We start from the raw sequence: 25,872 nt of genomic DNA, 5'->3' as shown, positions 1-25,872 counted from the left end.
TGTCTCCTCGATTGCCCGAGGACAAAAGCATGACCGGCATGCCTGTTCCAACCGCTCCGATCACGAAGCTGCAGAGATCGCGGTGATCACGTCCTCATGGGTCACGTCGGTCAGCGGCTTCGCGATCTTGCTGGCCACAGTGCGCGCGCCGGGTGCCATCACCAAAATAATCGTCTCGAAGCCCGGGCAGGCCGGATCGGCGCAGACGATCTCATTGACCTTCACCACTACAGCTCCGCCATAGCCGCCGGTCTCCCGCACCCAGTCCACGATCCTGTGCCGCTCGGCCTCGCCGGGGCGCGGTCTCCTGAAGCCGAACAGAGCCAACCGGCGGCCTCAGCGCGGAAGCGTGAGGATGCCGGCTTGCCCGTCGGCGCAGCCGAAGGCAAGGCGGCCGCCGGAGGTGTCCCAGGCGAGCGCCGAGATGGCGCTGTCCTTCACGGCCGGACGGACGAGCAGTTCGGCGGCGTCGGTGAAGCGCACGAGCAGGATGCAGCCATCCTCGTAACCGATGGCGAGGACCAGGGCCTTGGGATGGAAGGTGACACGGGAGACGCGGGCAGGCCGCACGCCGCATTCTCGCGGTGCCTTTCCAGTCGGCCCCTCCTTCGAGTCGAAGGGCCAGACGATGGCGGCTTCCGCGCCGCTCGTCGCCAGCCAGTCGCCGTCGTGGGACCAAGCCGTGGAGCGAACCTTGGCAGGATAGCCGGACATCCGCATGTGGCCGCGGTCGGGCTGGAGGCGCCAACCGTGCAGCGCATTCTCCTGCATCGTCGAGATGACGAAGCGGCCGTCCAGCGACCAGGTCACATCGAGATGCGAGCCCTTCCACTCAACGAATTCGGCCGGCGTCTCGAGATTCGGGTACCAGAGGCTGACCCCATTGTAGTGCGCGACCGCCAAACGATAGCCCTTCGGCGCAAAGGCGAGCCCGCGCGCGCTGGAGGGGGCGCTGAACGTCCGCTCGCGCCCCTTGGCGTCGCGCGCCGTGACATTGCGCCCGACCGAGTAGGCCACACCGCCATCGGGGTGCAGTGCCAGCGCATCAATCCAGGCGCCACCCTTCGCGGCCGCGATCTCGGCGATCGATCCATCGGTGGCGACTGCCATCACCCGGCCGTCGTCGCCTCCGGTGACGAGCCGGCGAGCGTCACCGGCCGCTACCAAAATCCCGCCATCGCCATGAGGTGCCACGATCTGCTGCTCGTCCCCGCGCACCAGGACGACGCCGCCCTCGGCCAACGCCAGGGCGAGCGTGTCCTTCAGCCAATGCGCGAGCGTGACGTGCGCACCGGTAGCAAGCGGCGTGACGTGATCGGTCAGGGAGGGAAGGCTGGAACTCATTCACGCGGGCCTAATCGAGACGGGGAAGAGGTCAAGGGGACGTATTCATGATCGTTCTGCCGGTCAGGAGCGTGGCGACCGCTGCCCATATCGCGAGAACCCCCATGATCACGGCCGGGATTGCCAGGGCATCGATGTCGTAATGCACATGGGCCACGGTGCCCCCGACAGCCCCCACCATGAGCGCCAGCCAGACGAGCCCGTCGCCCAGCCAGCCGAAGCGCGCTCCGCGTCCGGCAAGTGCCAGGGCGAGCTTCTGACCAAACGCGAACAGCGCGCCGGTCACGAAGGTCGTGCCGGCGCGAAAACCCTGGATATGGGCGAGCACAGCGTTCTGGGTGCCCATGGCGAGCGACAGGAACAGGGCCGCCGTGCCGAGCCGCAACTGCCCGTGCGCGCTCAAGAAGGCCGAGGCCACGGCGAGGGTCTCGAAGGCCAGAATAGCTGGTGTCGCCCAGCGCTCTGGCGCCAGGGCTGCAATGGCGCCGCCCATCACGGCGCCGACCAGGAATGCCAGAATCAGGAGAAACGGCAGCAGAGCATGGTGTCCCTCGCCATGGCCAATGGCGACAGCGAGCTGGGTCGTGTTTCCGCTCATCAACGACGTGTATAGGCCACTGAGGCGGATGAAGCCGATGGCGTCGATGAAGCCGGCAAGCGCCGTGAGCATGAGCCCGAAGGCGATCAGGATCGGTCGGCTCACCGTGCGGTCTCTCCGGCATAACAGTTCTTAACGCCAAGGCCCGATTGGTTAACGGTTCGGTTACCAGTTCGGCGCAAATCGAGGGAATCACGGTGAACGACGGCCTTAGCGGAGCCGTTGGTCCGGCGATCCGAAAGCTTTGCCGTTGCAAGGTTTCGGGTGAGTTGGAGTACCCTCATGCTTCCCTTCGCCTGTGTTCCCGCCGCTCCCGCCTTCCGCGTCGAAGGCATGGCCGATCGCGTCGTGCTCGTCGTTGAGGATGAGTTCATGGTCTGCGAGCTCGCTGCCGAGGCCCTCCATGACGAGGGCTACCGCGTGCTCACCGCCGCGGATGCGCTCGAGGCAGAGCAAATCCTCTCGCACGAGCGGGTCGATCTGCTCTTCACTGATATCGACTTGGCCCGCAACACCAACGGCTTGACGCTCGCCCACCGCGCGCGCTGCCAGCGTCCGGACCTCCCGGTGGTCTACACGTCGGGCGGCTGCGGCGGCCTCTCGGAGAGCGAGGCGGTCTGCGACTCAGTCTTTGTGCCCAAGCCTTACCTACCCAGTGACATCGTCGCATTGACCAACGACATCCTGCGCCGCGCGCCGAGTCCTCACCACGTCTGAGCGCCCGCGCAACCACGGAACAGCTCAGCGGTTTTATCAGCGCGCACCCACCCCTCTGCTTCCAAGCTGAACGAAGGATCGCATTCCATGCGCTCTGTCCTGCCGACGGCCGTCGCGATCTTACTGGCGAGTGCCGGCGCAGCCGCTGCAGCCTGTGACGTGAAAGGGCTGAAGCTCGAAGAGGAGATTGCCGGTAAGAAGGAACTCCAGCTTTCGGCCAACGAGCAGACGGTGCGCGATCTGCGCACGCTGCGCGATGCGGCGATCATCCTGGACAGCTTCAAGTTCGAGCCAGAATGCGAGCGCCTCGTCGCGATCGTTCGGCAACTGACGGCTCAACCCACCAAGGCAATCGAGCGCGGCAGCGATACGGACGAAGAGAAGGCAGAAGAGATTGAGCAGGTGCGCGAACCAAAGGCGCCCGCGAAGCCCAAATAAGCGGGCCGGCGATCTCAGGGCTCCGCGCCCGATCTCAGCGGCGGGCTTTCGGCGGGGGCCCCGCGTTTGACGAGGCGCGCGACCTTCTCGGCGAGCCGGTTGCGCAGCGTTTCCGACAGCTCCACATCAATCAAGCGCCAAGACCAATTATGCAGGCGCAAGCGGAGCTTGAACTGCTCCGGCCCTTTGCGGTTCGGCGGCACGGCGACGACGACTGTACGGAAGCCCCGCATTTCTGAGACCGTGTAGAAGGCACCGAGCCGGCTGAGCCGGTCAGCGCGTAGTCCGCTGGAGGCGAAGAGCTGGGGTGGATTCGGCAGGTCGAGGCTCTGGGGCCATCCGTCATTCAACAGATCGATCGTGGTTTGCGGCGTAACCAGCGCCTCAGCGAGCGGAAGCGCCAGGGCCGCGGCGAGATCGTTGATCCGCTGGCGCTCGCGCTGCTCCAGTTCCGAGCTACCGATCTTGATTGCGGTGGTGAGCTGACGCGTCAGCGAAAGGCGCAGCGCACGGAAATTGACGTGTTTTTCGACGTAGGCGGTGTCGTTCGACTGAACCGCGCGCGCGAGGTCGTACAACGCCCAGAGGGGGGTCAGCGTGAACGCGAACCAGCTGAGCGCAGCCAAGATCGGGATAAGCCACCAACGCATGACGCGGCTCGTGTCACGTACCGGGCAAGCGGTCGGACGGCGTGGTCACGCCCCTGCCCGCCACGTCTCATGACCAGCGAACTCCGCCACTACAATCTCGTAGACAGAGCGCTTGAAGGGGATGATCAGACTTGCCGTCGCGGCGAGCCGCTCCCAACGCCAGGCGTCAAATTCCGGCTTGTGAGCGCCGCCTGCCGGATGGTCGATGTCGATCTCGTCGTCCGATCCCGTGAAGCCGAAAGCGAACCATTTCTGCGCCTGCCCGCGATAGCGGCCCTGCCAGGATCGCTTCAGCAACTCTGGAGGCAGGTCGTAGGTCAGCCAGCCCTCGGTCTGTCCGAGCAGAATGACCGAGCCGGCAGCGACGTTGGTCTCTTCATAGAGTTCGCGAAGGGCTGCGTCGTGCGGTGCCTCCCCCTCGTCGATCCCGCCCTGCGGCATCTGCCAAGCATGGGCCTGCGCCATAGAATCACCGATGCCCTGCCGCCGTCCGAGAAAGACCAGCCCATTGCGGTTGAACAGCGCGATTCCAACGCAGGGACGATAGGCAGCGTCGTGCCGGTCTTGGGGCTCGGGCGGGGACACGCTCATCACGTGACGACCATAGGCTGAGCCGTTGGCCCACCGCAATGACCGGTAGCCGCCTCAATCAATGCTCGGCCGCTGAGAGCTTGGTGGCTTGCGGGGCGCCGCGTAGCGCTGTGCTCACCGGGACCAGGCGTACGCCGCGGCTTTCGAGGTCGCGCGCCCAGCGGGCAATGCGGTCAATGGAAAGCTGCTGCGCGCTCGCGGATGCAAGGGCGAAGCCGTTCTTCTTGGCCTGCGCTTCGACGCGCGCCAGTTCGCGATCGATCGCGTCGGGTCGCGCGACGGCATCGAGCACGATCTCGGCGCGCGCGTTCGGCGTCTTGAACTTGGCTGCGCTCGATGCAGCCTTCGATCCCTGAACGGCGCCGTCGTCGATGAAGCCGAGGCCGCGGGCGCCGACCTCCTTCATGACCGGCTCTAGGGCATTGGCATCGCTCATGAGCTTGCCCCCCATGAAATTGACGAGGCCGACGAAGCCGGAGAAGCGGCTCATCGCCCAGGTCAGACGATCGAGGTTCTCGGCCGGGCGCGACGAGGCCAGGAGTGTCTGCGGGCCCGGATCGCTGTCGGGGTAGTCGAAAGGCTCCATCGGTGTCTGGAGTAGTAGCTCGTGCCCGGCCTCACGGGCGCGGGCGGCTGTCTTATCGAGGTCCGACCCATAGGGTGAAAGGGCAAGGCTGATTGCTGGCGGCAGGCGTGCGATCGCCGAGGCCGTGGCGGCCTGGCCGATGCCGATGCCCGAGACAAGCACCGCGACGCGGGCTGAACCCGCGCCGCTGTCGGGACGGGCATAGACGTCGAGCGGACGCAGCCGCCCCTCGCCGATCCGCGGCATCATGCCGTGACGGCCTCGCTCGGTCAGGCGCGGATCGGGTGCAGCCGCAAGCCGGATCGGATCGGGCGTCGGAACCCGGATGATGACAGCCTCTTCCGGCGCCGCGGTACCGGAGGGTCGGGTCACCGTCACCCCGGAGGCTTTTTCGACCTCCTGTGCAGAGCTGTGAGACGACGATTGGACGCCCTTCGGATCAGTTTGCGTCTCCGCCGACGCAACCGGACCATGATCCCGTGCCGGAGCCTCACGGACAGCAATGGTCGCGACCGCACGCGGCTGGCCGCCATGAGGGTCGCCAGTCCATGCGAGCAGGCCGACACCGAGTGCGGCAGCACCGCCAAGCGCGGGCGTTACATAGCGCGCATAGGGCATCAACACCGCGAGACGGCTCGACTTCGGCGCGTCGACGCCGAGCGGACGAGTCATAATATCGTCGGAAGGCTCGCTCACCGCTGATCCAGGCCCAGGCGCAGCAGCGGGACAGCCTCAACGCAAGACGGCCCGCAGCATCGGTATCCACCGACATTGCGGGCCGTCATGGTTAACGCATCGCTAAACTGCAGCGCTAAAGCCGCGAATGACAGCGATCCGGCTCAGTTCTGCGTCGGAGACTTGGCGATATTGGCAGCACCCTTCTGGATGCCGTGCAGGAAGTCGACGGCGGCGATGAGCTGCTTGTCCTTCGCAGGATCCGGCGGGATGTAAGCCGACGAACCGCCGCGCTCCTCGACGTCCTTCTGCTTGAGGTGGCCCTTCAGGCCGGCCTCGCCCTTGGTCTCGTCCTTGCCCTTCAGATCGTCCGGGACGTCCTGGAGGATCTCCTGATCCGGCTCGATTCCCTTGGCCTGGATCGAGCGGCCCGACGGCGTGTAGTAGCGCGCCGTTGTAAGGCGTAGGGCTCCCTGGCCGCCGAGCGGAATGATCGACTGCACGGAGCCCTTGCCGAAGGAGCGCGTGCCCATGATCGTCGCGCGCTTGTGATCCTGCAGGGCGCCGGCGACAATCTCGGAGGCCGAGGCCGCGCCGCCATTGACCAGCACCACAATCGGCTTGCCCTTAGCAAGGTCGCCGGCCTTCGCGGAGAACCGCTGCGTCTCGTCGGGGTTGCGGCCACGGGTCGAGACGATCTCGCCGCGATCAAGGAAGGCATCGGAGACCATCACGGCCTGATCGAGCAGGCCGCCCGGGTTGTTACGCAGATCAAGGACGTAGCCCTTGATCTTGTCTGCGCCGATATCGGTGTTGAGCTTGTCGATCGCCGTCTTGAGGCCCTCGAAGGTCTGCTCGTTGAACTGGGTCAGACGGATATAGCCGACGTCGTTGCCCTCGACCTTCGAGCGCACGGGGCGAATCTTAATGATGTCGCGGTTGAGGGTAACCTCGATCGGCTCCTTGGCCTCCTTGCGGGAGATCTTGAGCTTGACCGGAGAGTTCACCGGGCCACGCATTTTGTCGACGGCCTGATTGAGGGTCATGCCCTGGACCTGATCCTCGTCGATCTGCGTGATGATATCGTTGGCGAGCAGGCCTGCCTTGGAAGCGGGCGTGTCGTCGATCGGCGAGACGACCTTGATCAGGCCGTCCTCCATCGTGACCTCTATGCCGAGACCACCGAATTCACCGCGGGTGGTGGTCTGCATGTCGCGGAAGGCCTTGGCATCCATATAGCTCGAATGCGGGTCGAGCGACGTCAGCATGCCATTGACGGCGGTCTCGATGAGCTTCGACTCTTCGGGCTTCTCGACGTAGTCGGTGCGCACCTTCTCGAAGACGTCGCCGAACAGACTGAGCTGACGGTAGGTTTCCGCAGAGGCCGCCACGGCACTTGTGCCGGACAGTAGGTGGGTCTGCGTCGACACCGCGGTCACGCCGGCACCGAGGAACGCGCCGAACAGGACGAGGGATACCTTGCGCATTATCCGCGAACCTTCTCGCTGGGGCTCTTCGCCCACCAAGGCTCCGGATCAATGGAGCCGCCGTCTTTTCTGAACTCGACGTATAGGACTGGATCGCCCCGATCATCGTCCTTCGATGACGCAGTTTGCGACGTATTTACGGCCGAGCCGCCCGTGCCACCCTCGCCCATGGCCCCGACCGGTTCGCCCGCAAGCACGAACTGACCGACCTCGACGTCGATCCGCTCCATGCCCGCCAGCAAGAGATAGTAGCCGTCGCCCGCATTGATGATCAAGAGTCGGCCATAGGAGCGGAACGGCCCCGCGAACGAAACCCAGCCATCCGCTGGAGACGAAACAGCAGCCTTCGGGCGGGTCGTGAACGATACGCCGCGCATGATGCCGCCGTTACCGTCGGGTTGGTTGAAGCCACTCACCAGACTGCCGCTAACGGGCCTCGGCACGTCGCCCCTGAGATCTGCAAACTTTACCTTCGGGGCAAGCCGGGCTGGGTCCCGGAAACCGGCAGCCGCGAAGCGCTCCTGCGTCGCTTTGGCCTCGCGCTCTTGGGCGGCCTTGGCCTCGTCGGCCGCGCGCCTCGCCGAAGAGACCTCGCCCTCCATCCGGTCGATGAGATCCTTCAGAGACTTTGCCTGTAAGCCGAGCTCGGCCGTGCGCTGACGCTCTGCCGTGAGATTGCCCTCGACCTCGGCCATCCGCTTGCGCCGGGCCTCGACGAGCGCGTCGAGCCGCTGCTTCTCTTTGGCCCAACCGGCGAGGTCGGTTTTCAAGCTTTCGCGATCGGAGGCGATCAGGCCGCGCACGCGGACAAGCTCTGTGAGATCGGCAGCGAGCGTTTCAGCCTCGCCGCGCAGCTCCGGCACCACGGCGCCGAGCAGCATCGATGTCCTGATCACCGCGAGCACGTCCTCAGGCCGCACCAGCACGGCAGGAGGCGGCCGGCGGCCCATGCGCTGGAGCGCAGCCAGGATCTCAGCGATGACGTTGCGGCGCGCATCGAGCGACTTGCGGATGGCGCCTTCACTGTTGCTCAGGTTCTTCAGGCGCTCCTCGAGCCGGCTCAACCGATCTTCCGTCGCCTGGGCCTGACGTCCCGCATCGACCAGCGCGTGATTCAGCTTCGCGCGGTCATTGCCGATCGAGGCGATCTCGGCATCGAGAGCGCTACGATTCGCCGCGCTGGCGTTGAGCGCGTCCTGAATCTGTTTGAGGCTCTCGGCGCGACGATTCTTCTCCTCAATCGTGCGCTGGATCGCCTCCGGATCTTTGGGCTCCTGCGCGAGCGACGGCGACGCCAGCCCCAGAAGAGTGGCGGTCCACAAGCCCGCAATCCCGCGCCCCCGTCGCGCCATCGTATCCGTCAGCCGCATTCAGCCCTCAGGCCTCTCCGCGATGATACGGATGGCCGGCCAGGATGGTTAGGGTTCGGTACATCTGCTCGAAGACGAGCACACGCACCAGACCATGCGGCAGTGTCGCTGCTCCGAAGGCGAGAATAAGGTCGGCGCGGGAACGGACCGAATCGTGGAGCCCGTCCGGCCCTCCGATCACCATGGCGAGCGTCGATCGGCCCTCATCGCGCCAGCGACCGATCCGTGCTGCGATGGACTCGCTCGCGAGATCGGCACGACCACGTTCGTCGAAGACGATGACTGCCGCCTCGTTCGGCACCTTCGCGAGGATGGCGCCCCCCTCCTCTGCGTGCCGGTCGTTGGCGCGACGGGCGCGACTCTCGGGCAGCTCGACCAGATCCAGGACCGGAAGCCCCTGACTGCGCCCGAGCGCCACACTGCGATCGAAGTACCGCGCTGCGTGATCGCGTTCGATGCCGGGTTTGAGCCGGCCGACGGCGATGGCTTGAATGTTCACGGGGCGGCGACTTATCGACGGGTGCGGCTACCGAAGACACCTGCACGATCGTCCGCGAAAAGGACAGCCGTCAGCGCGGTGTGTAGGCCGCTGCGAAGACGTGGGGAAAGGCCGGGTGCCCGTCCACGAACGCGATGAGCGACAGAATGAGACCAAGAGCCGCAGCGTAGCCGATGCAGAAGATGTCGCGGTTCGACGCTCCCGACATCAGGAACAGCAACGCGAATGGGATACTCTGCAGGGCCAAAGCGGCTGCGATATTCATCGAGCGACCCGCGTTTGATCGATCCGCTATGATCGACATCGGCAACCCGTCGGGCCGCCGATGTCTTGGATGCCACCGTCCTGTGCGGCGCGATGGTGTTAGTGTGATGCCGCCGGCATTGTAGAACCATTGGCTGCGTGGTGACGCACGAGCATCGGACGCAGCACCATGACCGCCAGGAATGCCGCCAGGAGATCTAGGCCCGCGACAGTGTAGAGCACAGTCGCCCAGGTTCCGGTCGCCTGCATGATGAGGTTACCGACTGGCACGAACAAAGCCGCGAGGCCTTTCGCGCAGTAGAGCACACCGTAGATCTTGCCGATGTGTTTCGAGCCGAAGGTGTCGGCGGCCGTCGCGCTGAACAGCGAGTAGACCTCACCCCAGGCCAGGAACACGATGCCGGACAGGATCACGAAGGCCCAAGGATTCGAGCCGAAGTAGCCCAGGGCCACAATGCCGATGCCCTCGAGGGAGAAGGCAATGAACATCGTGTATTCGCGGCCAATTCGATCGGACACCCAGCCGAAGAGCGGGCGGGAGATTCCGTTCATGATGCGGTCGAGCATCAGCGCGAAAGGAAGCGCTGCCATGGCGAAGAAATACAGGTTCACCTGGAAGTTCTTCACGCCCAGATCCTGCGCGATCACGCCGAGCTGCGCGACAGCCATCAGACCGCCCGTGACGGTGCAGGTGAACATCAGGAGCATGACCCAGAAGACCCGCTGGCTCAGCGCCTCGCGCAGAGTGTAGTCGCGTCGGCTCTGCAGCACCTTGGTCGAGAAGGTCACCTCACCCTTCGCTGGACCGCGCAGGAACAGGGCCGCGAACATGATCACTGCGCCCTGAATCAGGCCGAACGTGAAGAAGGCCTGCTGATAGCTGCCGCTCGCGATCATGTTGGCGATCGGCAGGATCGTCAGGGCCGAACCCGCACCGTAACCGCCCGCTGTGAGACCGACGGCCAATCCGCGCTTGTCGGGAAACCACTTCAGCGCATTGTTGATGCAAGTCGCGTAGACGCAGCCCACGCCGATGCCGCCGACGACGGCGCCGAGATAGAAGCCTGTGAGTGAAACTGCGTAGGAATTGATGATCCAGGCGAGGCCAGTCATCAGGCCGCCGAACAGTACGACGCGGCTCGGGCCGTATTTATCGATGAAGTATCCTTCGATCGGCGTCAGCCAAGTTTGAACGATGACGAAGATCGTGAACGCCACCTGGATGGCGGCGCGATCCCACCCGAACGTCTTTTGAATTTCCGGTACGAACAGTGTCCAAGCGTATTGGATGTTCGCGGCAGCCACCATGCAGGCGACGCCGAAGCCCAGTTGCAGCCATCGGTTCGCGCTTGCGCGCTCCGCGATCGGCGCGGCGGCCGTGATTTCCATGTCTGACCTCCCTCGTCGATGCACTGACGTTCGACAGTCACTGCTGACCTGTCGTTAATCCTCGCCAGTGTGCCGCCTTCACTGTGGCTACTTCCCGCAGGCCACTCGCGACGGGTATACAATATTTTGCATATCGCGACGGATGCAAATGCATTATTGCGCATTCGCACGATTAAAGTGATGGAATAAAACGGTTTAATGAACGTGCTCCCACGCTCTGGCGTTATATTAGGACAATGAGCTCAGAATGTGCGCGATATAAGCCAATCAATATTTATTATACACAGCGCGGATTACCGACCATCAATAAACGTAGCAACGTACTGTGTCGTGACTCAGACCGCCGCGCGCTTCAAAGCATGCGGCCAGGCCGGTTGCCCTGAGCCCAATCGAGCGCCTGCTCAAGTCGGTCGTTGCCCCAGAACAACTCGCCGTCTTCCGTCAGGAAACTCGGCGCACCATAGATGCCGCGAGAGCGGGCCTCCTCCCCAGCGAGCTTGAGCCGGCCTTTGTTGGCCTCCGACGCTGCCGCTTTCAGGATCGCGCCCCCGTCAAGTCCGAGCCTGTCGAGGATCGCCGCGACGGCCTGCGGCTCGGCGATGGAGCCTCCATTAGCGAAGGCTGTCTCGAATACGGCCTTGGTGAAAGGGACCAGCCAGTCCTGGTCCGTCGCGTAGATCGCCACGCGAGTGGCACTGAGCGAGTTTTGCGGGAAAGGGTTCGGCCGCGTGATCGGCGGCAGCGACAGCCTGGCCGCCTCACGGTCGAGGTCGCGCCACATGTTGCGCCCTTTCGCCGGGTAAATGTTGAAGGGCGAGTTGTTCCAACCTTGCGCAGCGAAGATAGGCCCAAGCAGGAAGGGGCGCCAACGAAGACTTACTCCGGCCGCCTCGGCCTGAGCCTCAATCCGCATGACGGCGAGATAGGAATAAGTGGAAGCGAACTCGTACCAGAATTCGAGGGTCGGCCGGCGCGCCATTCGTCGAATCTCCGGGGAGTCTGTTCGTGGATGAGTGTCTTGCGACGGCGTGGCCGCTGCAAGGCCGTTTTGCGTCGCAACCGGAAGAAGACGCCAGTCTGCCGACCTGCCGGTGAACGCTGGCCGGCCGCCAAGGTTGCGCCGCGCGCGACTCCGCTGTTAATCCGCCAATTCCCGGCCGCCCGATACGATTGCCAGCCTCATGACCGACGCCACGCCCGCCCCGCATCCCGTGAAAAAGGTCGTGCTCGCCTATTCCGGCGGTCTCGACACGTCGATCATCCTGAAGTGGTTGCAGACCACTTATGGCTGCGAGGTTGTAACCTTCACCGCCGATCTCGGTCAGGGCGAGGAGTTGGAGCCGGCCCGCAAGAAGGCGGAGCTGCTCGGCATCAAACCTGAGAACATCTTCATTGAAGATCTGCGCGAGGAATTTGTGCGGGACTACGTCTTCCCGATGTTCCGGGCGAATGCCGTCTATGAAGGCGTTTACCTGCTTGGCACCTCTATCGCGCGGCCACTCATCGCCAAGAAGCAGATCGAGATCGCAGAGAAAGTTGGCGCGGATGCCGTCTGTCACGGCGCCACCGGCAAGGGCAACGACCAGGTCCGGTTCGAGCTCGGCTACTATGCGCTCAAGCCCGACGTGACCGTGATCGCTCCCTGGCGCGAATGGGACCTGAAGAGCCGCGAACAGCTCATCGCCTTCGCCGAGGCCCACCAGATCCCGATTGCGAAGGACAAACGTGGCGAGAGCCCATTCTCGGTCGATGCCAACCTTCTGCACGCCTCCTCGGAGGGCAAGGTGCTGGAAGATCCTGCCGACGAGGTGCCGGACTACGTCTTCTCTCGCACGATCTCGCCGGAAGAGGCGCCCGATACGCCCACGGTCATCACCATTGGCTTCGAGAAAGGCGACGCGGTGTCGATCGACGGCGAACGCCTGTCGCCCGCCACGCTGCTCGCCAAGCTGAACCAGCTCGGTCACGACAACGGCATCGGCCGGCTCGACCTCGTCGAGAACCGCTTCGTCGGCATGAAGAGCCGCGGCATGTACGAGACGCCCGGCGGGACCATCCTGCTCCCGGCCCACCGCGCCATCGAGTCGATCACGCTGGACCGCGGCGCGGCCCACCTCAAGGACCAGCTGATGCCGCAATATGCGGAGCTGATCTATAACGGCTTCTGGTTCTCGCCCGAGCGCGAGATGCTCCAGGCCCTCATCGACAAGAGCCAGGAGAAGGTCACCGGCGAGGTTCGGCTCAAGCTCTACAAGGGCGGCGTCCACGTCATCGGCCGCACTAGCCCGCACTCGCTCTATGACCAGGACCTCGTCACCTTCGAAGAAGGCGCCGTCGCCTATGACCACCGCGACGCGGCAGGCTTCATAAAGCTCAATGCTCTGCGGCTGCGCACGCTCGCTCAGCGGAAGAAGCGCGAGGGATAGTGCTCGGAGGCGCGTCCGTGATGACGGATCGGACGCGCCTCATTGCCTCTTAATTGGCCGGCTGCCAGCGCCCCTGCGATATCCGGAAAAACCCAGGCGCCAAATCTCCGTATCGCAGGAAGATCTGCAGCGCCGGTTGCATCTCGTGATGCTGAGGCGGTGTCTCGGCACCCGAACCGTACGGGCTGTTTAGGTCGATCGCCGGGACATTGCGGGCATCGTCCCAACTGACGGACATCCGCCGTATCAAGGCCGTGTGCTCCGGCGTGACGTCGAACGTCACGTGCTCCGGCGTTTCGCCGCTAGCCTCGTCACGGAAGACGTCTCCCACATCGTCGGAAGCGAGCTTCGCCAGAGTGTTGTGGTACTGATAGCGACCGGGCTTGAGGATGGCGTTTTGCACGAAGACCGCCAACGCATCGCCCAAGGCTCTGTGCTCTTCCTCTGCGCCGTCATCGTCCCCTGTCACATTGAAAATATCGCCGTCCCGGTCGGTGCTGCCATAGGGTGCGTCGGGATGGACGATTGGCGCGCCCGCGCCTTCGCTGTTCCACGCGACCACCATCCGGCGGATTAGCGCGATCCGCTCCAGGGTGAGCTCAAAGGTCTTTTCGTCGGCCATCCGGTTCCGCTCGGGCATCTTGGTTATCGGAGCCAGTACAGGATGAATGTGCCCTCCGCTATCGCGGCTTGAGGCAGCCGATGTAGTCGTCCATCGCGCCGGAGGCGGCCTTGATACGGGCCGCCTTGGCCCGCATCTCGGCGGTGGGTTTGCGCGGATTGCGCTGGATCGGATTCGGCAAAGCCGTCGCGAGCAGGACCGCCTCGGAGGGCCTGAGATCGTGGGCATTCTTATTGAACCAATGGCGCGCCGCCGCCTCGGCACCGAAGATGCCCTCGCCCCATTCGGCAACGTTCAGATAGATTTCCATCGTCCGCCGCTTGCCCCAGACAGTATCGACGACGACTGAAAGCGGAATCTCGATTGCCTTGCGGATGTAGGAGCGGCCGGGCCAGAGGAAGACGTTCTTGACCGTCTGCATCGTGATGGTCGAGGCGCCGCGGGTCGGGCCACCCTCATCCTCGACGACGTCGGTCAGCGCCTTCCAGTCGACGCCATTATGCATGCAGAACTTTTGGTCTTCTGCCGTGAAAACGGCACGGACGAGAGCCGGCGAGATGCGCTCCAGCGGCACAGCCTCCCGCGTTACCGATTGACCCGTCAACCATCTGACCAGCATCGGGGTTGAGACAGGCATCACCACGCTATAGACGAGCGTCAGCACAAGCGTGAGGGCGACGAGTCCGAGGGCGAGCCGCGTGGCCAGACTGGCGATGCGCCGTGCCATCGTCCTTCGCCGCGCAGGCTCGATCCGCCGCAGGCTACGCTCTTGCGGATGCCGCCGGCGGATCTCCTCCTCGCGTTCCACCCTCAGCACGCAGCTAGCGCCCATCCCCGAACCAGGCCTCTACCGATGACCTCAACGCAGGGTTCCGACGCCTCGGTCAAGGCGCACTCTCCCGACGAGCCGTTTACCCACAGGCTCGCTACCGTGGCGGACGACGTGGAGCGCTTTCTGGTAGCGCTTCTCGACGAGAATCTGCGCGCCGGGGAAATCGCCCGGCCGTCACGCCTGATGGAGGCGATGCGCCATGCCGTTCTTGGCGGTGGCAAGCGGCTGCGCCCCTTCCTGGCCATCGAAACGGCCCGCATGCTTGGCGGTTCCGAGGAAAGCGCCATGGCGGCAGGCGCCGGCGTTGAGCTGATCCACTGCTACTCCCTCGTCCACGACGACCTACCGGCAATGGATGACGACGACATGCGTCGCGGCAAGCCCACGGTGCACAAGGCCTATGACGAGGCCACCGCCATCTTGGTCGGTGACGCGCTGCAGACACTTGCCTTCGAAATCACGGCCGATGCCCAATGGCAGCCCGATCCGGCAATCAGGGCCGATCTCGTGCTCGGCCTCGCCAAGGCTTCAGGCCTAGGCGGTATGGTCGGCGGTCAGTTGCTCGATCTGACGGCAGAGGGCCGCTTCGGCGAGGTTTCCCTCGACGTCGATGATACGCTGCGCATGCAAGCAATGAAGACCGGCGCGATTCTCGCCTACTCGGTGGAGGCAGGCGCCATCGTGGGCCATGCCGACCTTGAGCAGCGCACCGCGCTGCTGCGCTACGGCAAGGCGCTCGGACAAGCCTTCCAGGTCGCAGACGACATCCTCGACCGTGAAGCCTCGCCGGAAGCCATGGGCAAGGCCACTGGCAAGGACAAGGATGCCGGCAAGGCGACCCTCGTCGACCGCCTCGGCCTCGACGGCGCTCGCGCGGAATGCGACCGCCTCGTCGGTGTCTGCGAGGAGGCCGTGGCGCCCTGGGGTGAGCGCGCGCGCATCCTGCGCGAGGCGGCGCGCTTCACGGTCGCCCGCAAGACCTGACGCAGGCCTGCGCAGCTTTTTTCCCGCGCCGTAGACTAGCCCGCGGATGTTCTTCTGCGCGGCGTCGATCTCCCCTACTTGCTGGTCTGAAGCTTTGAGTTGAGCGTGTTGCACGTCGCGGCGTCGGAGGCGTGCAGCGTGCTGCCGGTGACCCTAACGCTGGTCCAGTGTGAACCCGAGTATCACCTTGCTCCGCTTTCGTCGCAGATTCGATGGCCCGCGACAGGTGGCTCGCAATGCTATCGCCGAAACATCTTCACGGGTGACAGCGTGCCGTCGCGATAGACGATACGGGCGGACGCCGAGCGCGTGCCGGGTGGCGCCTTCAGATAGGGAGTAAAGTTCCCAGGGATCGCAAACGGGTTGGCCTCGTCGCAAGGTGGCAGCGGGATGACGCGGTCCGGTTCAGCCTTGTCGAGGCCGATGCGCAATTCCTTGATTGCGCAGCGGTAGGAAACCAAAGCCGTGTAGTAGAGCAGCACTCCATTGAAGTCGCGGAACGACAACCAACTGCCGCCCACCATCTCGATGATCTTTTGCTGGTCCCTAATCAACTCTGCCCGAGGATCGAATGGGACCGGGAACGGACCGACGGTTACACCAGCGGCATCGACATAGCGCAGGTTTATAGTGCCCGCAGGCGTGTCGGGATCAAGCGGGATCGAAGAACTTGGCATCCGCCTCCCGATGCGCTGGTCGATCACGTCGAGATAACCAGTCTCCCGATAGTCGCCCTCGTTGCCGAAACGCCACGACACTGAGATGGCCGGCTCAGGCAGCGAGACTGTCGCTTGCCAGCCGGCATTGCTGCGCGAGAAACCGACGAGCGGTGCGTTCACCGGGCCATTGCGCTGCTCCACCTGCGGTTGCCACAACGGCGGCGGCAGATCCTGCGCCGGCGGCAGCGCAGCGACCTGCTGCGGCAGCTTCTGTGCGACGGGCGGTATCGGTGTCGGCGCCGTACTCGGAAGCTTTGCCGGCAGGTCCGTGCCCGCAACGGGCGGCATTGTGGCGAGGCTGTTGCCGACGAAGAAGAAGTCCTCGCCCGGCAGCGAGCCGTAAACGAAGGGCTCCTGGCGGCGGCCAGTGGCGGCCATGACATCGTCGCGCACGAGGCGGAACAACTTGTTGATCTCGACGCCCGGCGTCACGATCCGCCGCGCCAGCGCCTCGGCGAAGGGACTGTTCGCGCCATCGCCATCAAGGGCGGTCTGGCCGTGCTTGGCTGCGAAGGCGACGAGCGTGCCGCCCTCAGGCTCGACCTGGGCGAGGCCTCGCCCAACCGAGCGCGTTGCGATAGTCCGGCGCATGGCGCCTGCGAAGGGATTGTCTCGGCAGGCATCGAGCACGACGACGCGGAGCTTGTGCGCCGGCTCGATCGACTCGAGGACGCGGTCGAGCGAGATTGCCTCATCAGTAATGTCGCGGTCGCTCTTCAGCCGCGCATCGACAGGAATCAGATAGTTGGCGCCGCCGATCTCGATGCCGTGGCCCGCATAGTAGACGATCGCCCAATCAGCCCGCTCTGCGGCGTCCGAGAAACGATTCAGCGCAGTGATCAGGTCGGCACGGCTGGCATCGTCCACCACCGTCACGCTCTGGAAGCCGGCGGAACCCAGTGAGGCCGCAACCCGGCCAGCATCGCGACGGGGATTGGGCAATGCCGGCACGGACCGATAGGCGGAGTTACCGATGACAAGGGCGACCCGCGTCTCCGCCAGCGCTGCGTCGCCGAATGCCAATGCGGCAAAGAAAGCCGCACCGAGCGCCAGACACCACCTCATCGGTCCCTCCCCTGTGTCGGGATCGGACTCGTCTTAAGGCATCGCTTCGTCGCGAGAAATGCATGGCGGAGCTATCGCGTGCTGTCTTGCACGGAGACGAGCCTGTATACGTTTCGGCAGGCGCGCAGCATTAGGTGATCATCGCGGGATCCCGGATCTTTCCGTAATCCCTTGCTGCCCGCCAAGATCCTCCGGTTCCACGAGGCCGGCATGAACGACCATATCGGCGAACCGTTCAAGATCCGGTCCGACGAAGATTAAGTGCGGATTAACGCGTCCTCGTTCAGTCTCCGAAATTTGATCAACCGGACAGATCGTCCGACGTGACGGAGAACACTTGCGAATGTCGATTGTTAAATGAGCAACGGCAGCGCACCCGATCCGCTGACATCGTTGCTGGAGCGCATCCGCTGCAGTTTCTTCGTTCGCGCGGCGCTGATCCAGCTCATCGACGAAGAGGACGGCCCGATCGAACTCTGCGCCGGCGCGCCCATTCGTGCTACCAACGATCCAGCGTTCCGTCGCCTCCAGAGTCTCGCTGCCAGCGATACTGTCATCTTTCCAGATCTCGACCTTGAGGCGGGGTTGCCACGTGCGCCGCTTGATAGGCCGCGAGTCTGCTTCTTCGCTGGCACGCCGTTGCTATCCGACGCAGGGCACGCCTTTGGCATCCTCTATTTGCTCCACTCGCACCCCCGCTGGCTCTCGCCCCTGCATATCCGCGCCTTCGAGGATTTTGCCGCGGAGATTGCTCCCCTCGCCCAGCGCAGGCGCGACGCCGCGACGATTGCCCGCCTCAGGAGCCGGATCGAGGCGCAGGCCGAGCATTTCGCGCGCAGCCGCGACACCTTCGAGCGGGCTGCGGCTGAAGTGCGCGTCGGCCTCTGGACCTGTGCACTGCGTGACGAGAGTCTGAACTGGAGCCATCAGGTCTACGACATGTTCGGCATCGCTCGCGGCTCGCGCCTCGACCGCCAGCGGGCGCTTGAATGCTACAATGACAGGGCACTCGGCCTTTTGGAGCGCGTCCGCAGCGAAGCCCTCCGGCAGCGGCGCGGCTTCCAGCTCGAGGCGGAGATCGTCACGCAAAAGGGCGCGCAGCGCTGGATTCGAATCAACGCTGAGGTGGACTGCTCGAACGGCGAGCCGGTGCGCCTTTTCGGAATGAAGCAGGATATCACCGAGCAAAAGCTCCTGCTCGACCGGACGCGCTTCCTCGCAGAGCGGGATGCGATGACTGGGCTCGCCAACCGGGCACAGTTCGAGAAGCAACTATCGACGCTCGCAAGCGCTACACCCAGACAATCGTCCATCACTGCGCTGATGCTGGTCGATCTCGACGATTTCAAGCAGGTCAACGACAGCTACGGCCACGCGGTTGGCGATGACTGCTTGAAGGAGGCTACACGCCGCCTGAGCGAGATCTGCGTACAGGCGAATTTGGTGGCACGGATTGGCGGCGACGAGTTCGCGATCCTGCTCGGCCCATCGTTCGAGCGGGAGGCGATCGAGGCGCTGGGCGAGGATGTCGTTACCGCCCTGGCTCGGCCCATGGCCTGCGCGCGCCATCTCCTGCGGATCGGGGCCTCAATCGGCATCGCGCATGTCGCCGGATCTTGCTCACCCTCTGATCTCTTCGACCAAGCCGACATGGCGCTCTACGCAGCCAAAGCAGCCGGGCGGCGGACCGTGCGCAGCTTCGTCCCGGAAATCGGCGGCACGTCCGAGCGGCGCATCCCCTGGCCGCTTGCGCCTAACCGCGAGCGCGCGGGCCTCCCTCAGCCAACAACGCACTGATCCGCGGCCAGCGGGCTTGCCAGCACGGGGATGTGAACTTTACAGCCGCCGAAGCAACGGCCCAGCACGACGCAGCCCGGACACCAGAAGGCCACGGCGACCATGACCAGCTACAAACTCCTGCTCCTCCCCGGCGACGGAATCGGTCCCGAGGTGATGGCCGAAGTCGAGAAGGTTGTGGCCTGGCTCGGCAATGCCGGCCTCGCCACGTTCGAGACCGAGATCGACCTCGTGGGCGGCGCGGCCATCGACGTGCACGGCAAACCCCTTGCCGATGCGACACTCGCCAAAGCCGATGCGGCCGACGCGATCCTGCTCGGCGCCGTGGGCGGCCCGAAGTGGAACGGCGTAGCCTACGACATCCGCCCCGAGGCCGGCCTGCTGCGGCTGCGCAAGGAACTCGGCCTATTCGCCAATCTCCGCCCGGCGATCTGCTATCCGGCGCTTGCGGAAGCCTCGGCGCTGAAGCCCGAACTGGTCGAAGGCCTCGACATGATGATCGTGCGCGAGCTGACCGGCGGTGTATATTTCGGCGAGCCGAAGGAAATCACGACGCTGCCGGACGGCTCTAAGCGCGCCGTCGATACGCAGGTCTACACGACCGCCGAGATCGAGCGTATCGCTCATGTCGCCTTCGACCTCGCCCGTAAGCGCTTGGGGCGTGTCGCATCTGCCGAAAAGAATAACGTCATGAAGACCGGCGTTCTCTGGAAGGAGGTCGTCACCCGGGTCCACCAAGAGCACTATGCCGACGTCGAACTGGAGCACGTGCTCGCCGATAATTGCGCCATGCAGCTCGTGCGCCGGCCCAAGCAATTCGACGTGCTCGTGACCGACAACCTGTTCGGCGACGTGCTCTCCGACGTCGCGGCCATGCTGACGGGCTCGCTGGGCATGCTGCCCTCGGCCTCGCTCGGTGCGATCGACGCGAAGGGCACACGCAAGGCGCTCTACGAGCCGGTCCACGGCTCGGCGCCCGACATCGCCGGCAAGGGTTTTGCCAACCCGATCGCAATGATCGGCTCGCTCGCCATGTGCCTGCGCTACTCCTTCGGCCTAGGCGTCGCCGCTGACCGCGTCGAAGCCGCGATCACACGCACTCTCGCTTCGGGCGCTCGCACCCGCGATATCGCCAGCGAAGGCACCAAGGTCATCAGCACCGCTGAGATGGGCGACGCAATCGTCCGCGAGTTGGCGGCCTGAAACCTCTCCTCGCGCCGCCGTTCCGGTTTCCGCCCGTGGCCCTGGAACGGCAAAGGTAAGCGCAAAAGAAAACGGGCCCTGCGTGGGCCCGTTTTCGTTTTAGGATGCCGCCCGGTCCTAGTAGGGCGACATGCCCGTGCGCGAGCGGTAGGAGGTCGGGTCGATAACGTCGATCGCGGAGAAGTCGACGTTGCGGATCGCGGTGCTGCGAGCGCCTATGAACGGGCCGTTGGTGATGGGGTCAGGCAGGTTTGAGCCGCCGTACAGATCGTTGCGGCCGTAGACCGGCGATAGCAAGTTGCTGGCCTGGATGAGGTAGGGGCTGGTCGCTGGGTTCGAGACGGAGCCGTTATACGCCTCGGTGGTGCGGCCGGCATCGAGCCAGCTGCGCGGACGGATGCGAATCGGAAGCGGACGGCTGACACGAACGTAGCCCGGACCGCCATAGGGACCCTGCGCCTCGGCAGCGGAGCCGAACCCAACGGCGGTCAGCGAAAGGGCGCCCAGAAGGGCAAGCTTGGTGAAGCGCATGGCGAGACCCTGGTTTGCGTGGGCTGAAGCTACGGTGGGCTCGTTAATAAATAGCCCGTTGTGGAGAAGACGCCCGAGCTGAGCCGTTGTTCCCTCCTTACAGCCGCGCTTCCGCATTTCGCCGCAGTTCTGCCTCATTTTTTCGTGAGCGGCGCGTATTCCGCGTGCCTGTTGCAGTTTTGCGTTCGGTGATCGACCCGGTCTGATCTGAGGCGCGGTCGCCTGCAATGACGCTTGCGGGAGCGCTGCAACCAGCGACGCGGCGCAGTTCCGCTTCGCCGAAGGCGATTTCGATAGCCGGCGTCGCCGAGATCGCCAACCTGACTGCATCGATGGCGCAGGCAACCGCCTGAGGCTCGGGCGGTTGGCCGAGCACGCCGCAGAGCCAACCGTCGATCCGCATGGCTTTTGTCCTGATGCTGGAGAAGCCAGTACAGAGGCGCGTCCCCTGGCCGCTCAGCGTGGTCTCGACGGTCTCGAAAGCTCCGAATTTGGTCTCGATCGTGCCGCGCATGCCGGTGCGAACGACGGCAAGCCCCTGAATCTCCGCCGCACGCCGCGCGAGCGTGACGAATAGGCTCGTAGCCGGTTCGGGTCCTTGGGTTGCCTCGGTCAAGGTCAGCCGCAGAAACGGAGCCTCGATCGCGTCGAAGCTACCCTGGGTCAGCGCATCCTCGCGTAGCCCGGTCGCCGAGTTCCAGCGCGGCGGTTCAGCCCGAGCCGGAGGATCGGCCAGGTCCATGGCGAGCAGCGGGCCGGCCGTGCTCGCCGGCATCGCAGCGCGCGCAGAGGGCGCGGACAGAGAGCGCGGCGGCTCGGTCCAGGCGCGAGGCGTCGGATCCGAGGTAGCTCGATCGCGCGCGAACAATGTCAGGCCGGCGACCACTGCAGCTGCCAAGGCGAGTTGCACGGCGGGCCGAATACGACTGAGCGGTTTCGGCGAAGCAAGCGAGCTGACCTCGCCATTGATATCGTCGAGATCCAGCTCTTCGAAGGTAGGTTCGCGCCGCATTGGGAACGCCTCGCATCCGATCGGCCGCAGCGGTGCTGCGCCTATCCCGCTGCTGTGACGCGCAGGTTCGAAGAATCTGGTTTCTGCGAGCGCGGCCGAGACGCAATTATCCCCTGCAACTTCCTTCGAAGGTAAATTTGAGGTCGGCCCAGGACGCCTTGGGCATCCGATGCGGGCATGACCCTGCGCCGGGCCAGGACGGCGGCTGGCCCCTATCTCGGTGCCGTCACCCAGAGCCGCAGGGCATCGAAGGTCGCGATACCTGCCTCCAAAGCCTCGTCGCCATCCATCGCGTCGAGCCGAGCGCGAAAGGCGTTCCACATGCGGCCGGTATCGCGGCCATGTCCGCGATAATAGCTGCAGGCCGCCTCGACTGCGGGTCCGTGCCGCTCGATGATAGAGCGGCCGATCACCTGTCCGCCCAGAGTCGAGCCTTCGAGCACGTAGAGTGCACCGTAGGCCGAGGCCGGGCTCGTGAGGGTGATAGGCGTAATCGCCGACAGCGCTGCGATCGCAGCCGGATCGAGGCCGAGGCAAGTTAGGTCGGCATCCAGGCTGTGGAGCCTGCGACGTGGTGCGAAGAAGGCCTCGTCATTGAGCGCCCGCCCGATCGCCGGCTCGAAGCCAGCATGGAAGCCGCGCATCAGCGCCAGCAAGGAGCAGTACCCGTCGAGCGTAGCGGTCCGCGCTTCCCACTGGAGCTCGTCTTCGAGTGCCTGATGCGCGTCCGCAGTCGCCGCGCGCAGGCGAGCGTGGAGGCCGGTGGTCACGCGTGCACGGTAAAGCAGGCGCCCGGCACGTTCTCGACTTCGATCCGCGCGCCGATCTGTTCAAGCATGGCACGCACTAGCTTCATGCCGAGACCGGTACCCTTGGCCTGGGTGTCCCAGCCTTCGGGCAGACCGCCGCCATCGTCGCAGACCTTGAGCGTGACGCCGTTCTTCAGGCCTGAGACGCTAACCTTGACCTGGGCGCCGCGATCCTCGCTGCCACCATACTTGAAGGCATTCGTGACGAGCTCGGTGGCGATCAGCGAGAGCGAGACTGCCTTCTGATAGGGCACCATCAGCCCCGGTTCAGCGGTCAACTCGACGGTGTGCTGATTGCCGGCGAGGCCGGTGAGATCATTGCATAGGTTCTCAATGGTCTGGCCGAGATCGACTTCCTCCACGCTGCCGGCTTGGTAGAGACTGTCGTGAACCCGGGCCACGCTCATGACGCGTCCCGCAGTTTCGGCGAAGGCCTGCCGTGCCTCCGGATCGGTGACTTGGCGGCGCTGCATGTGCAGGAAGGCCGAGACGATCTGCAGCGAGTTCTTCACGCGGTGGTCGATCTCGCGCGTGAGCAGATCCTTCTGCGTAAGCAGGCGCTCCTTGTCGACCAGAAGCTGTGTCAGCTCCTGGATCTTGCGCCGCTGGCGCAGGACGACACCCTCAACCGCCTGCGCGAGTTGCTCGGCGAGCGATACCTGCCAATGCAGGAAGGGTGTGGAGACGCCACGGCGCTCCTCCACCCAGCGCTCGAAGGAGCGCCGCGGCAGAACCGCCACGGAGCCTGAGCCCGCGATCACCGGCTTCCGAGGATCGCCGCCCCACGTCACTGAGCTCGGAACTTCAGGTCTGAACCAGAGCAGCAGGTGCATCCGCTCGGCATCGACGAAGGCGGCGAGTAGGCCGCTAGCCGTCTGCGTGTAGGCGCCAGCGCGCGGGTGCGCACTGGCGAGAGCGTCGGTGGTGTAGCTGGGCTGTCCTGGCGGCAGATTGTCCCTCAGCCATGCTGCTAGCGCCAGCACTTCCTGCTCGCTCGGGCAGGACCCGATCAGGCTGACGTGGCCCTCCGAGACAATGCCCGCGCCGCCGGCCTCAAAGAGATCAAGCAGCGTCGTCGACCCGACGGTCAGCGCCTGCACGAAGTCGTCCGACTGAGCGAGGCTGCGCACCAGCCGCCCCTCGGTGTCGAGATGCGCCTGCTGCTCGGCCCACTGGGCGTGCGCTTCGATCTCCTGCACACGCATGGCGAAGGCATCTGTGAGCACAGTCGAAGCCGCCCGGGTCTCCGGCGCTACGTAGTGCGGCTGCCGATGATGGCCGATCATCAGGCCCCAGAGCCGTCCCTCGATCATGATCGAGATCGACATCGAGCCGTTCACGCCGAGATTGCGCTGATACTCTAGATGGATCGGCGAGAGTGTGCGGTTCTGGGCGAAAGTCAGGTCGATCGGGCCGTTTCCGGCATCCTTCCCTGTGACCAGTGGCACCGGCACGCAGTCGCGATCGATCACGAACCGGCTCTTGGCCTTGTGGTACAGCGCGCGCGCCTGTGCAGGAATGTCCGAGGAGGGAAATCGCAGCCCAATCAGGGACCGGTTCCAGTCAGGGATCATGTCCTCGGCGATGGCTTCGCCGTTCCATTCCTCGTCGAACCGGTAGACGAGGACCGATTCGAAATTCGTAAGAAGCCGGATTTCGTTCGCGGCGATCCGCGCGGCCTCGTCGAGAGTCTTGGCTGCGCGCAATCGGACTACTGCCAGCTCCGTCTCGAGCGGGCTGGCGGACCCGAAATCGTCGGGCCGCTCCGGCGCGCGCTCAAGCTCGACGATAACCCGGTCGCTCTGGACATGCGCCACGGCGTAGAAACGCTCTTCCGGCCGCCCGGCCAAAGCGATGGCCTGACGTAGCAGCCGGCCGTCCTCCAGGCTGCGTGCCGCGATGCCTGCCTCGATCGAAGCCATGAAGGCCGGCGGTAGAATCTCGCCAAGGTGGCGCCCGTCCATCGGCACCCCGTCAGAGAAGATGTCAGCGATATTGGCGCTGTGCGCGAGAATCCTGAGATTCGCCGCGTTGGCCGCGACCATGACGGCGTTCGGCTGGATCGAGCCTGGAATGTGGATCGGCTCGCGCTCGCACAGGCCCGGATCGACTGGTTCCGCCCTGACCCGCTGGCCCACGGCGGCCATCACCGCCTCGCGTGACCGGCCGACCCCAACTTGCTCCAGGGGCGTAATTATCACCCAGTAGCGGCCAGGACTAGCGGAGTCGCGCATCTGAATGCGGGCTCGGAGCGGCTGCGGCGTAAGGCCGAAAACAAATTCGAATGCGTCGTCGAGCCGTCCGCGGCGCACGCCGCTTAGGAAGCGGCCGTAAAAACCGGGTACGTTCGTACTGGGTGCGACCTCGCGGAAATAATGCCGCCCGACAACGGCTTCGGCCGAGAGGCCAAACCGGCTCGCGGCTCCCTCGCTGTAAAACAGGATGCGTCCGCCAGCGTCCAGTGCGATGACGCCCTGGTCGAGACGGTCGAGATCCTCGGAAGACAGGCCATCGAGGTCGACGGACCCAGTGAGGATGTCCTGGGTCCTGTGTTGGAACAGGTGACTCATTCGGGCTCGGTATGACCCTGCCCAGCCTTCGGCGCAATGCTCAGAACGCCACGGTTCGCCATCCGCAGTGGAGACGCCGCAGGAAAATATGCTGATCAGTCCGTGACTTGGCGTATGATATCAGACAATGCCGATCGTAGGCTCTCTTCGGGGGGGGTGTTAGAAGGGCCGGTCTGACAAGGCCCGCGCCGCGTACCCATCTTGAATTAGGAAGGTGAGGATGTGCGCGAGATGCTCCGTCTGCGGAACGAGCATCTCGGCTCGCAGGAAACGTCTGCCGCGATCCACCTAGTAGCGAAAGTGGCCTCGGTTGTGGCCCCTTATAGGCGCACCCCGCTCATCGCACCGGTTGGCTTACTAACCGATGCCGTCTTCGATGGATGCGCCAATCAAGCCGGTCCGGGGATTGGCGAAGCACATAGCGAGACTAACCCAGGCTCGCCGGCGCATGATGATAGTGTCGTCGGATCGATCAAACGCTGCCGCGCTGCGTCCTGCAATACGATCTTCCAGCTGGCTTCGCGGAGGACCGGTGTACTCTGTTCGCGTCGCCTGCGATCAAAGTCAGGGCGCCTTCACAAAGTAGTGAGGCAGCCTCGAATGTCAGCATTCCGTCCTTGTTGGGGACGGATCGGCTTGATCGAGGCCGATTAAGTTTAAATCCGAGGTCCAGATTCGGCTCGCCGCCGAACGA

General features: G+C 64.6%; 25 protein-coding genes. 6 read left to right on the top strand and 19 right to left on the bottom strand.

The annotated features are described in order from the left end of the window. Nucleotides 1-60: 60 nt before the first annotated feature. The 3 genes from MGN01_RS19505 to MGN01_RS19495 all read right to left on the bottom strand — a co-directional run bounded on the left by MGN01_RS19505 (nt 61) and on the right by MGN01_RS19495 (nt 2,047). Nucleotides 61-270 (bottom strand): hypothetical protein, encoded by a 210-nt coding sequence (locus MGN01_RS19505; protein WP_306437191.1) that lies wholly within the window; start codon nt 268-270, stop codon nt 61-63. Between the two features lie 66 nt (nt 271-336). Beyond that, nucleotides 337-1,344, bottom strand: a complete 1,008-nt coding sequence (locus tag MGN01_RS19500) for a WD40 repeat domain-containing protein (RefSeq protein ID WP_147048503.1) — start codon at nt 1,342-1,344, stop codon at nt 337-339. 31 nt (nt 1,345-1,375) lie between these two features. Beyond that, on the bottom strand, nt 1,376-2,047 hold the full coding sequence (locus MGN01_RS19495; protein WP_170246073.1) for a YoaK family protein: 672 nt from the start codon (nt 2,045-2,047) through the stop codon (nt 1,376-1,378). Nucleotides 2,048-2,224: 177 nt separating this feature from the next. Between MGN01_RS19495 and MGN01_RS19490 the strand changes: the two genes are divergently transcribed. Then, a complete protein-coding gene (locus tag MGN01_RS19490; RefSeq protein ID WP_147048502.1) occupies nt 2,225-2,659 on the top strand; it encodes a response regulator in 435 nt (144 codons plus the stop codon). A gap of 87 nt (nt 2,660-2,746) precedes the next feature. Beyond that, on the top strand, nt 2,747-3,097 hold the full coding sequence (locus MGN01_RS19485) for a photosystem reaction center subunit H (RefSeq protein WP_147048501.1): 351 nt from the start codon (nt 2,747-2,749) through the stop codon (nt 3,095-3,097). A gap of 14 nt (nt 3,098-3,111) precedes the next feature. Here the strand turns inward: MGN01_RS19485 and MGN01_RS19480 are convergent, their stop codons facing one another. The 9 genes from MGN01_RS19480 to MGN01_RS19440 form a co-directional block, all read right to left on the bottom strand. After that, a complete protein-coding gene (locus MGN01_RS19480; RefSeq protein ID WP_147048500.1) occupies nt 3,112-3,747 on the bottom strand; it encodes a DUF2939 domain-containing protein in 636 nt (211 codons plus the stop codon). Nucleotides 3,748-3,792: 45 nt separating this feature from the next. Next, entirely contained in the window at nt 3,793-4,338 is a 546-nt protein-coding gene (locus MGN01_RS19475; protein WP_147048499.1) for an RNA pyrophosphohydrolase, read from the bottom strand. A 58-nt stretch (nt 4,339-4,396) separates the two neighbouring features. Next, the gene (locus tag MGN01_RS19470) at nt 4,397-5,620 is read right to left on the bottom strand and encodes a divergent polysaccharide deacetylase family protein (protein WP_147048498.1); all 1,224 of its coding nucleotides are present in this window, start codon (nt 5,618-5,620) and stop codon (nt 4,397-4,399) included. A gap of 143 nt (nt 5,621-5,763) precedes the next feature. Continuing rightward, nucleotides 5,764-7,086: a S41 family peptidase gene (locus tag MGN01_RS19465; RefSeq protein WP_147048497.1), complete on the bottom strand. Its 1,323-nt coding sequence runs from the start codon at nt 7,084-7,086 to the stop codon at nt 5,764-5,766. Continuing rightward, complete coding sequence (locus MGN01_RS19460; RefSeq protein ID WP_238258485.1) at nt 7,086-8,438, bottom strand: murein hydrolase activator EnvC family protein; 1,353 nt, start codon at nt 8,436-8,438, stop codon at nt 7,086-7,088. The genes MGN01_RS19465 and MGN01_RS19460 overlap by 1 nt, the downstream gene beginning before the upstream one ends. Nucleotides 8,439-8,463: 25 nt before the next feature. Further along, nucleotides 8,464-8,955 (bottom strand): 23S rRNA (pseudouridine(1915)-N(3))-methyltransferase RlmH, encoded by a 492-nt coding sequence (gene rlmH / locus MGN01_RS19455; protein WP_147048495.1) that lies wholly within the window; start codon nt 8,953-8,955, stop codon nt 8,464-8,466. Between the two features lie 70 nt (nt 8,956-9,025). Next, nucleotides 9,026-9,220: a hypothetical protein gene (locus tag MGN01_RS19450; protein WP_147048494.1), complete on the bottom strand. Its 195-nt coding sequence runs from the start codon at nt 9,218-9,220 to the stop codon at nt 9,026-9,028. 98 nt (nt 9,221-9,318) lie between these two features. Further along, a complete protein-coding gene (gene oxlT, locus MGN01_RS19445; RefSeq protein ID WP_147048493.1) occupies nt 9,319-10,608 on the bottom strand; it encodes an oxalate/formate MFS antiporter in 1,290 nt (429 codons plus the stop codon). 352 nt (nt 10,609-10,960) lie between these two features. Beyond that, nucleotides 10,961-11,587, bottom strand: a complete 627-nt coding sequence (locus tag MGN01_RS19440) for a 2-hydroxychromene-2-carboxylate isomerase (RefSeq protein WP_147048492.1) — start codon at nt 11,585-11,587, stop codon at nt 10,961-10,963. Between the two features lie 202 nt (nt 11,588-11,789). Between MGN01_RS19440 and MGN01_RS19435 the strand changes: the two genes are divergently transcribed. Next, complete coding sequence (locus tag MGN01_RS19435) at nt 11,790-13,034, top strand: argininosuccinate synthase (RefSeq protein WP_147048491.1); 1,245 nt, start codon at nt 11,790-11,792, stop codon at nt 13,032-13,034. 49 nt (nt 13,035-13,083) lie between these two features. On the opposite strand, the gene MGN01_RS19430 is transcribed toward MGN01_RS19435, so the two are convergent. Together MGN01_RS19430 and mtgA are read right to left on the bottom strand one after the other, a co-directional pair. After that, nucleotides 13,084-13,656, bottom strand: a complete 573-nt coding sequence (locus MGN01_RS19430) for a hypothetical protein (RefSeq protein ID WP_147048490.1) — start codon at nt 13,654-13,656, stop codon at nt 13,084-13,086. Between the two features lie 58 nt (nt 13,657-13,714). After that, nucleotides 13,715-14,488, bottom strand: coding sequence for a monofunctional biosynthetic peptidoglycan transglycosylase (gene mtgA / locus MGN01_RS19425; RefSeq protein WP_147048489.1), 774 nt, complete (start codon nt 14,486-14,488; stop codon nt 13,715-13,717). A 21-nt stretch (nt 14,489-14,509) separates the two neighbouring features. Between mtgA and MGN01_RS19420 the strand changes: the two genes are divergently transcribed. Next, entirely contained in the window at nt 14,510-15,472 is a 963-nt protein-coding gene (locus MGN01_RS19420) for a polyprenyl synthetase family protein (RefSeq protein WP_147048488.1), read from the top strand. Nucleotides 15,473-15,711: 239 nt separating this feature from the next. Here MGN01_RS19420 and MGN01_RS19415 read toward each other — a convergent pair whose 3' ends face one another. Next, complete coding sequence (locus MGN01_RS19415) at nt 15,712-17,256, bottom strand: caspase family protein (protein WP_147048487.1); 1,545 nt, start codon at nt 17,254-17,256, stop codon at nt 15,712-15,714. Nucleotides 17,257-17,613: 357 nt separating this feature from the next. Here MGN01_RS19415 and MGN01_RS19410 point away from each other — a divergent pair, with 357 nt between their 5' ends. Next, the gene (locus MGN01_RS19410) at nt 17,614-19,053 is read left to right on the top strand and encodes a diguanylate cyclase domain-containing protein (RefSeq protein WP_147048486.1); all 1,440 of its coding nucleotides are present in this window, start codon (nt 17,614-17,616) and stop codon (nt 19,051-19,053) included. A gap of 102 nt (nt 19,054-19,155) precedes the next feature. Next, nucleotides 19,156-20,256: a 3-isopropylmalate dehydrogenase gene (gene leuB / locus MGN01_RS19405; RefSeq protein WP_147048485.1), complete on the top strand. Its 1,101-nt coding sequence runs from the start codon at nt 19,156-19,158 to the stop codon at nt 20,254-20,256. Nucleotides 20,257-20,373: 117 nt separating this feature from the next. Here the strand turns inward: leuB and MGN01_RS19400 are convergent, their stop codons facing one another. From MGN01_RS19400 to MGN01_RS19385, 4 genes are all read right to left on the bottom strand, one after another. Then, nucleotides 20,374-20,787 (bottom strand): hypothetical protein, encoded by a 414-nt coding sequence (locus MGN01_RS19400; protein ID WP_147048484.1) that lies wholly within the window; start codon nt 20,785-20,787, stop codon nt 20,374-20,376. A gap of 97 nt (nt 20,788-20,884) precedes the next feature. Further along, nucleotides 20,885-21,799: a hypothetical protein gene (locus MGN01_RS19395; protein ID WP_238258483.1), complete on the bottom strand. Its 915-nt coding sequence runs from the start codon at nt 21,797-21,799 to the stop codon at nt 20,885-20,887. Between the two features lie 212 nt (nt 21,800-22,011). Continuing rightward, nucleotides 22,012-22,569, bottom strand: a complete 558-nt coding sequence (locus MGN01_RS19390) for a biliverdin-producing heme oxygenase (protein ID WP_147048483.1) — start codon at nt 22,567-22,569, stop codon at nt 22,012-22,014. After that, nucleotides 22,566-25,178: a histidine kinase dimerization/phosphoacceptor domain -containing protein gene (locus MGN01_RS19385; protein WP_147048482.1), complete on the bottom strand. Its 2,613-nt coding sequence runs from the start codon at nt 25,176-25,178 to the stop codon at nt 22,566-22,568. The genes MGN01_RS19390 and MGN01_RS19385 overlap by 4 nt, the downstream gene beginning before the upstream one ends. Nucleotides 25,179-25,872 lie beyond the last annotated feature (694 nt).

This window comes from Methylobacterium gnaphalii, from assembly GCF_007992215.1.
Classification (GTDB): Bacteria; Pseudomonadota; Alphaproteobacteria; order Rhizobiales; family Beijerinckiaceae; genus Methylobacterium; species Methylobacterium gnaphalii.
This window is presented reverse-complemented; position numbering and strand designations above follow the sequence as displayed.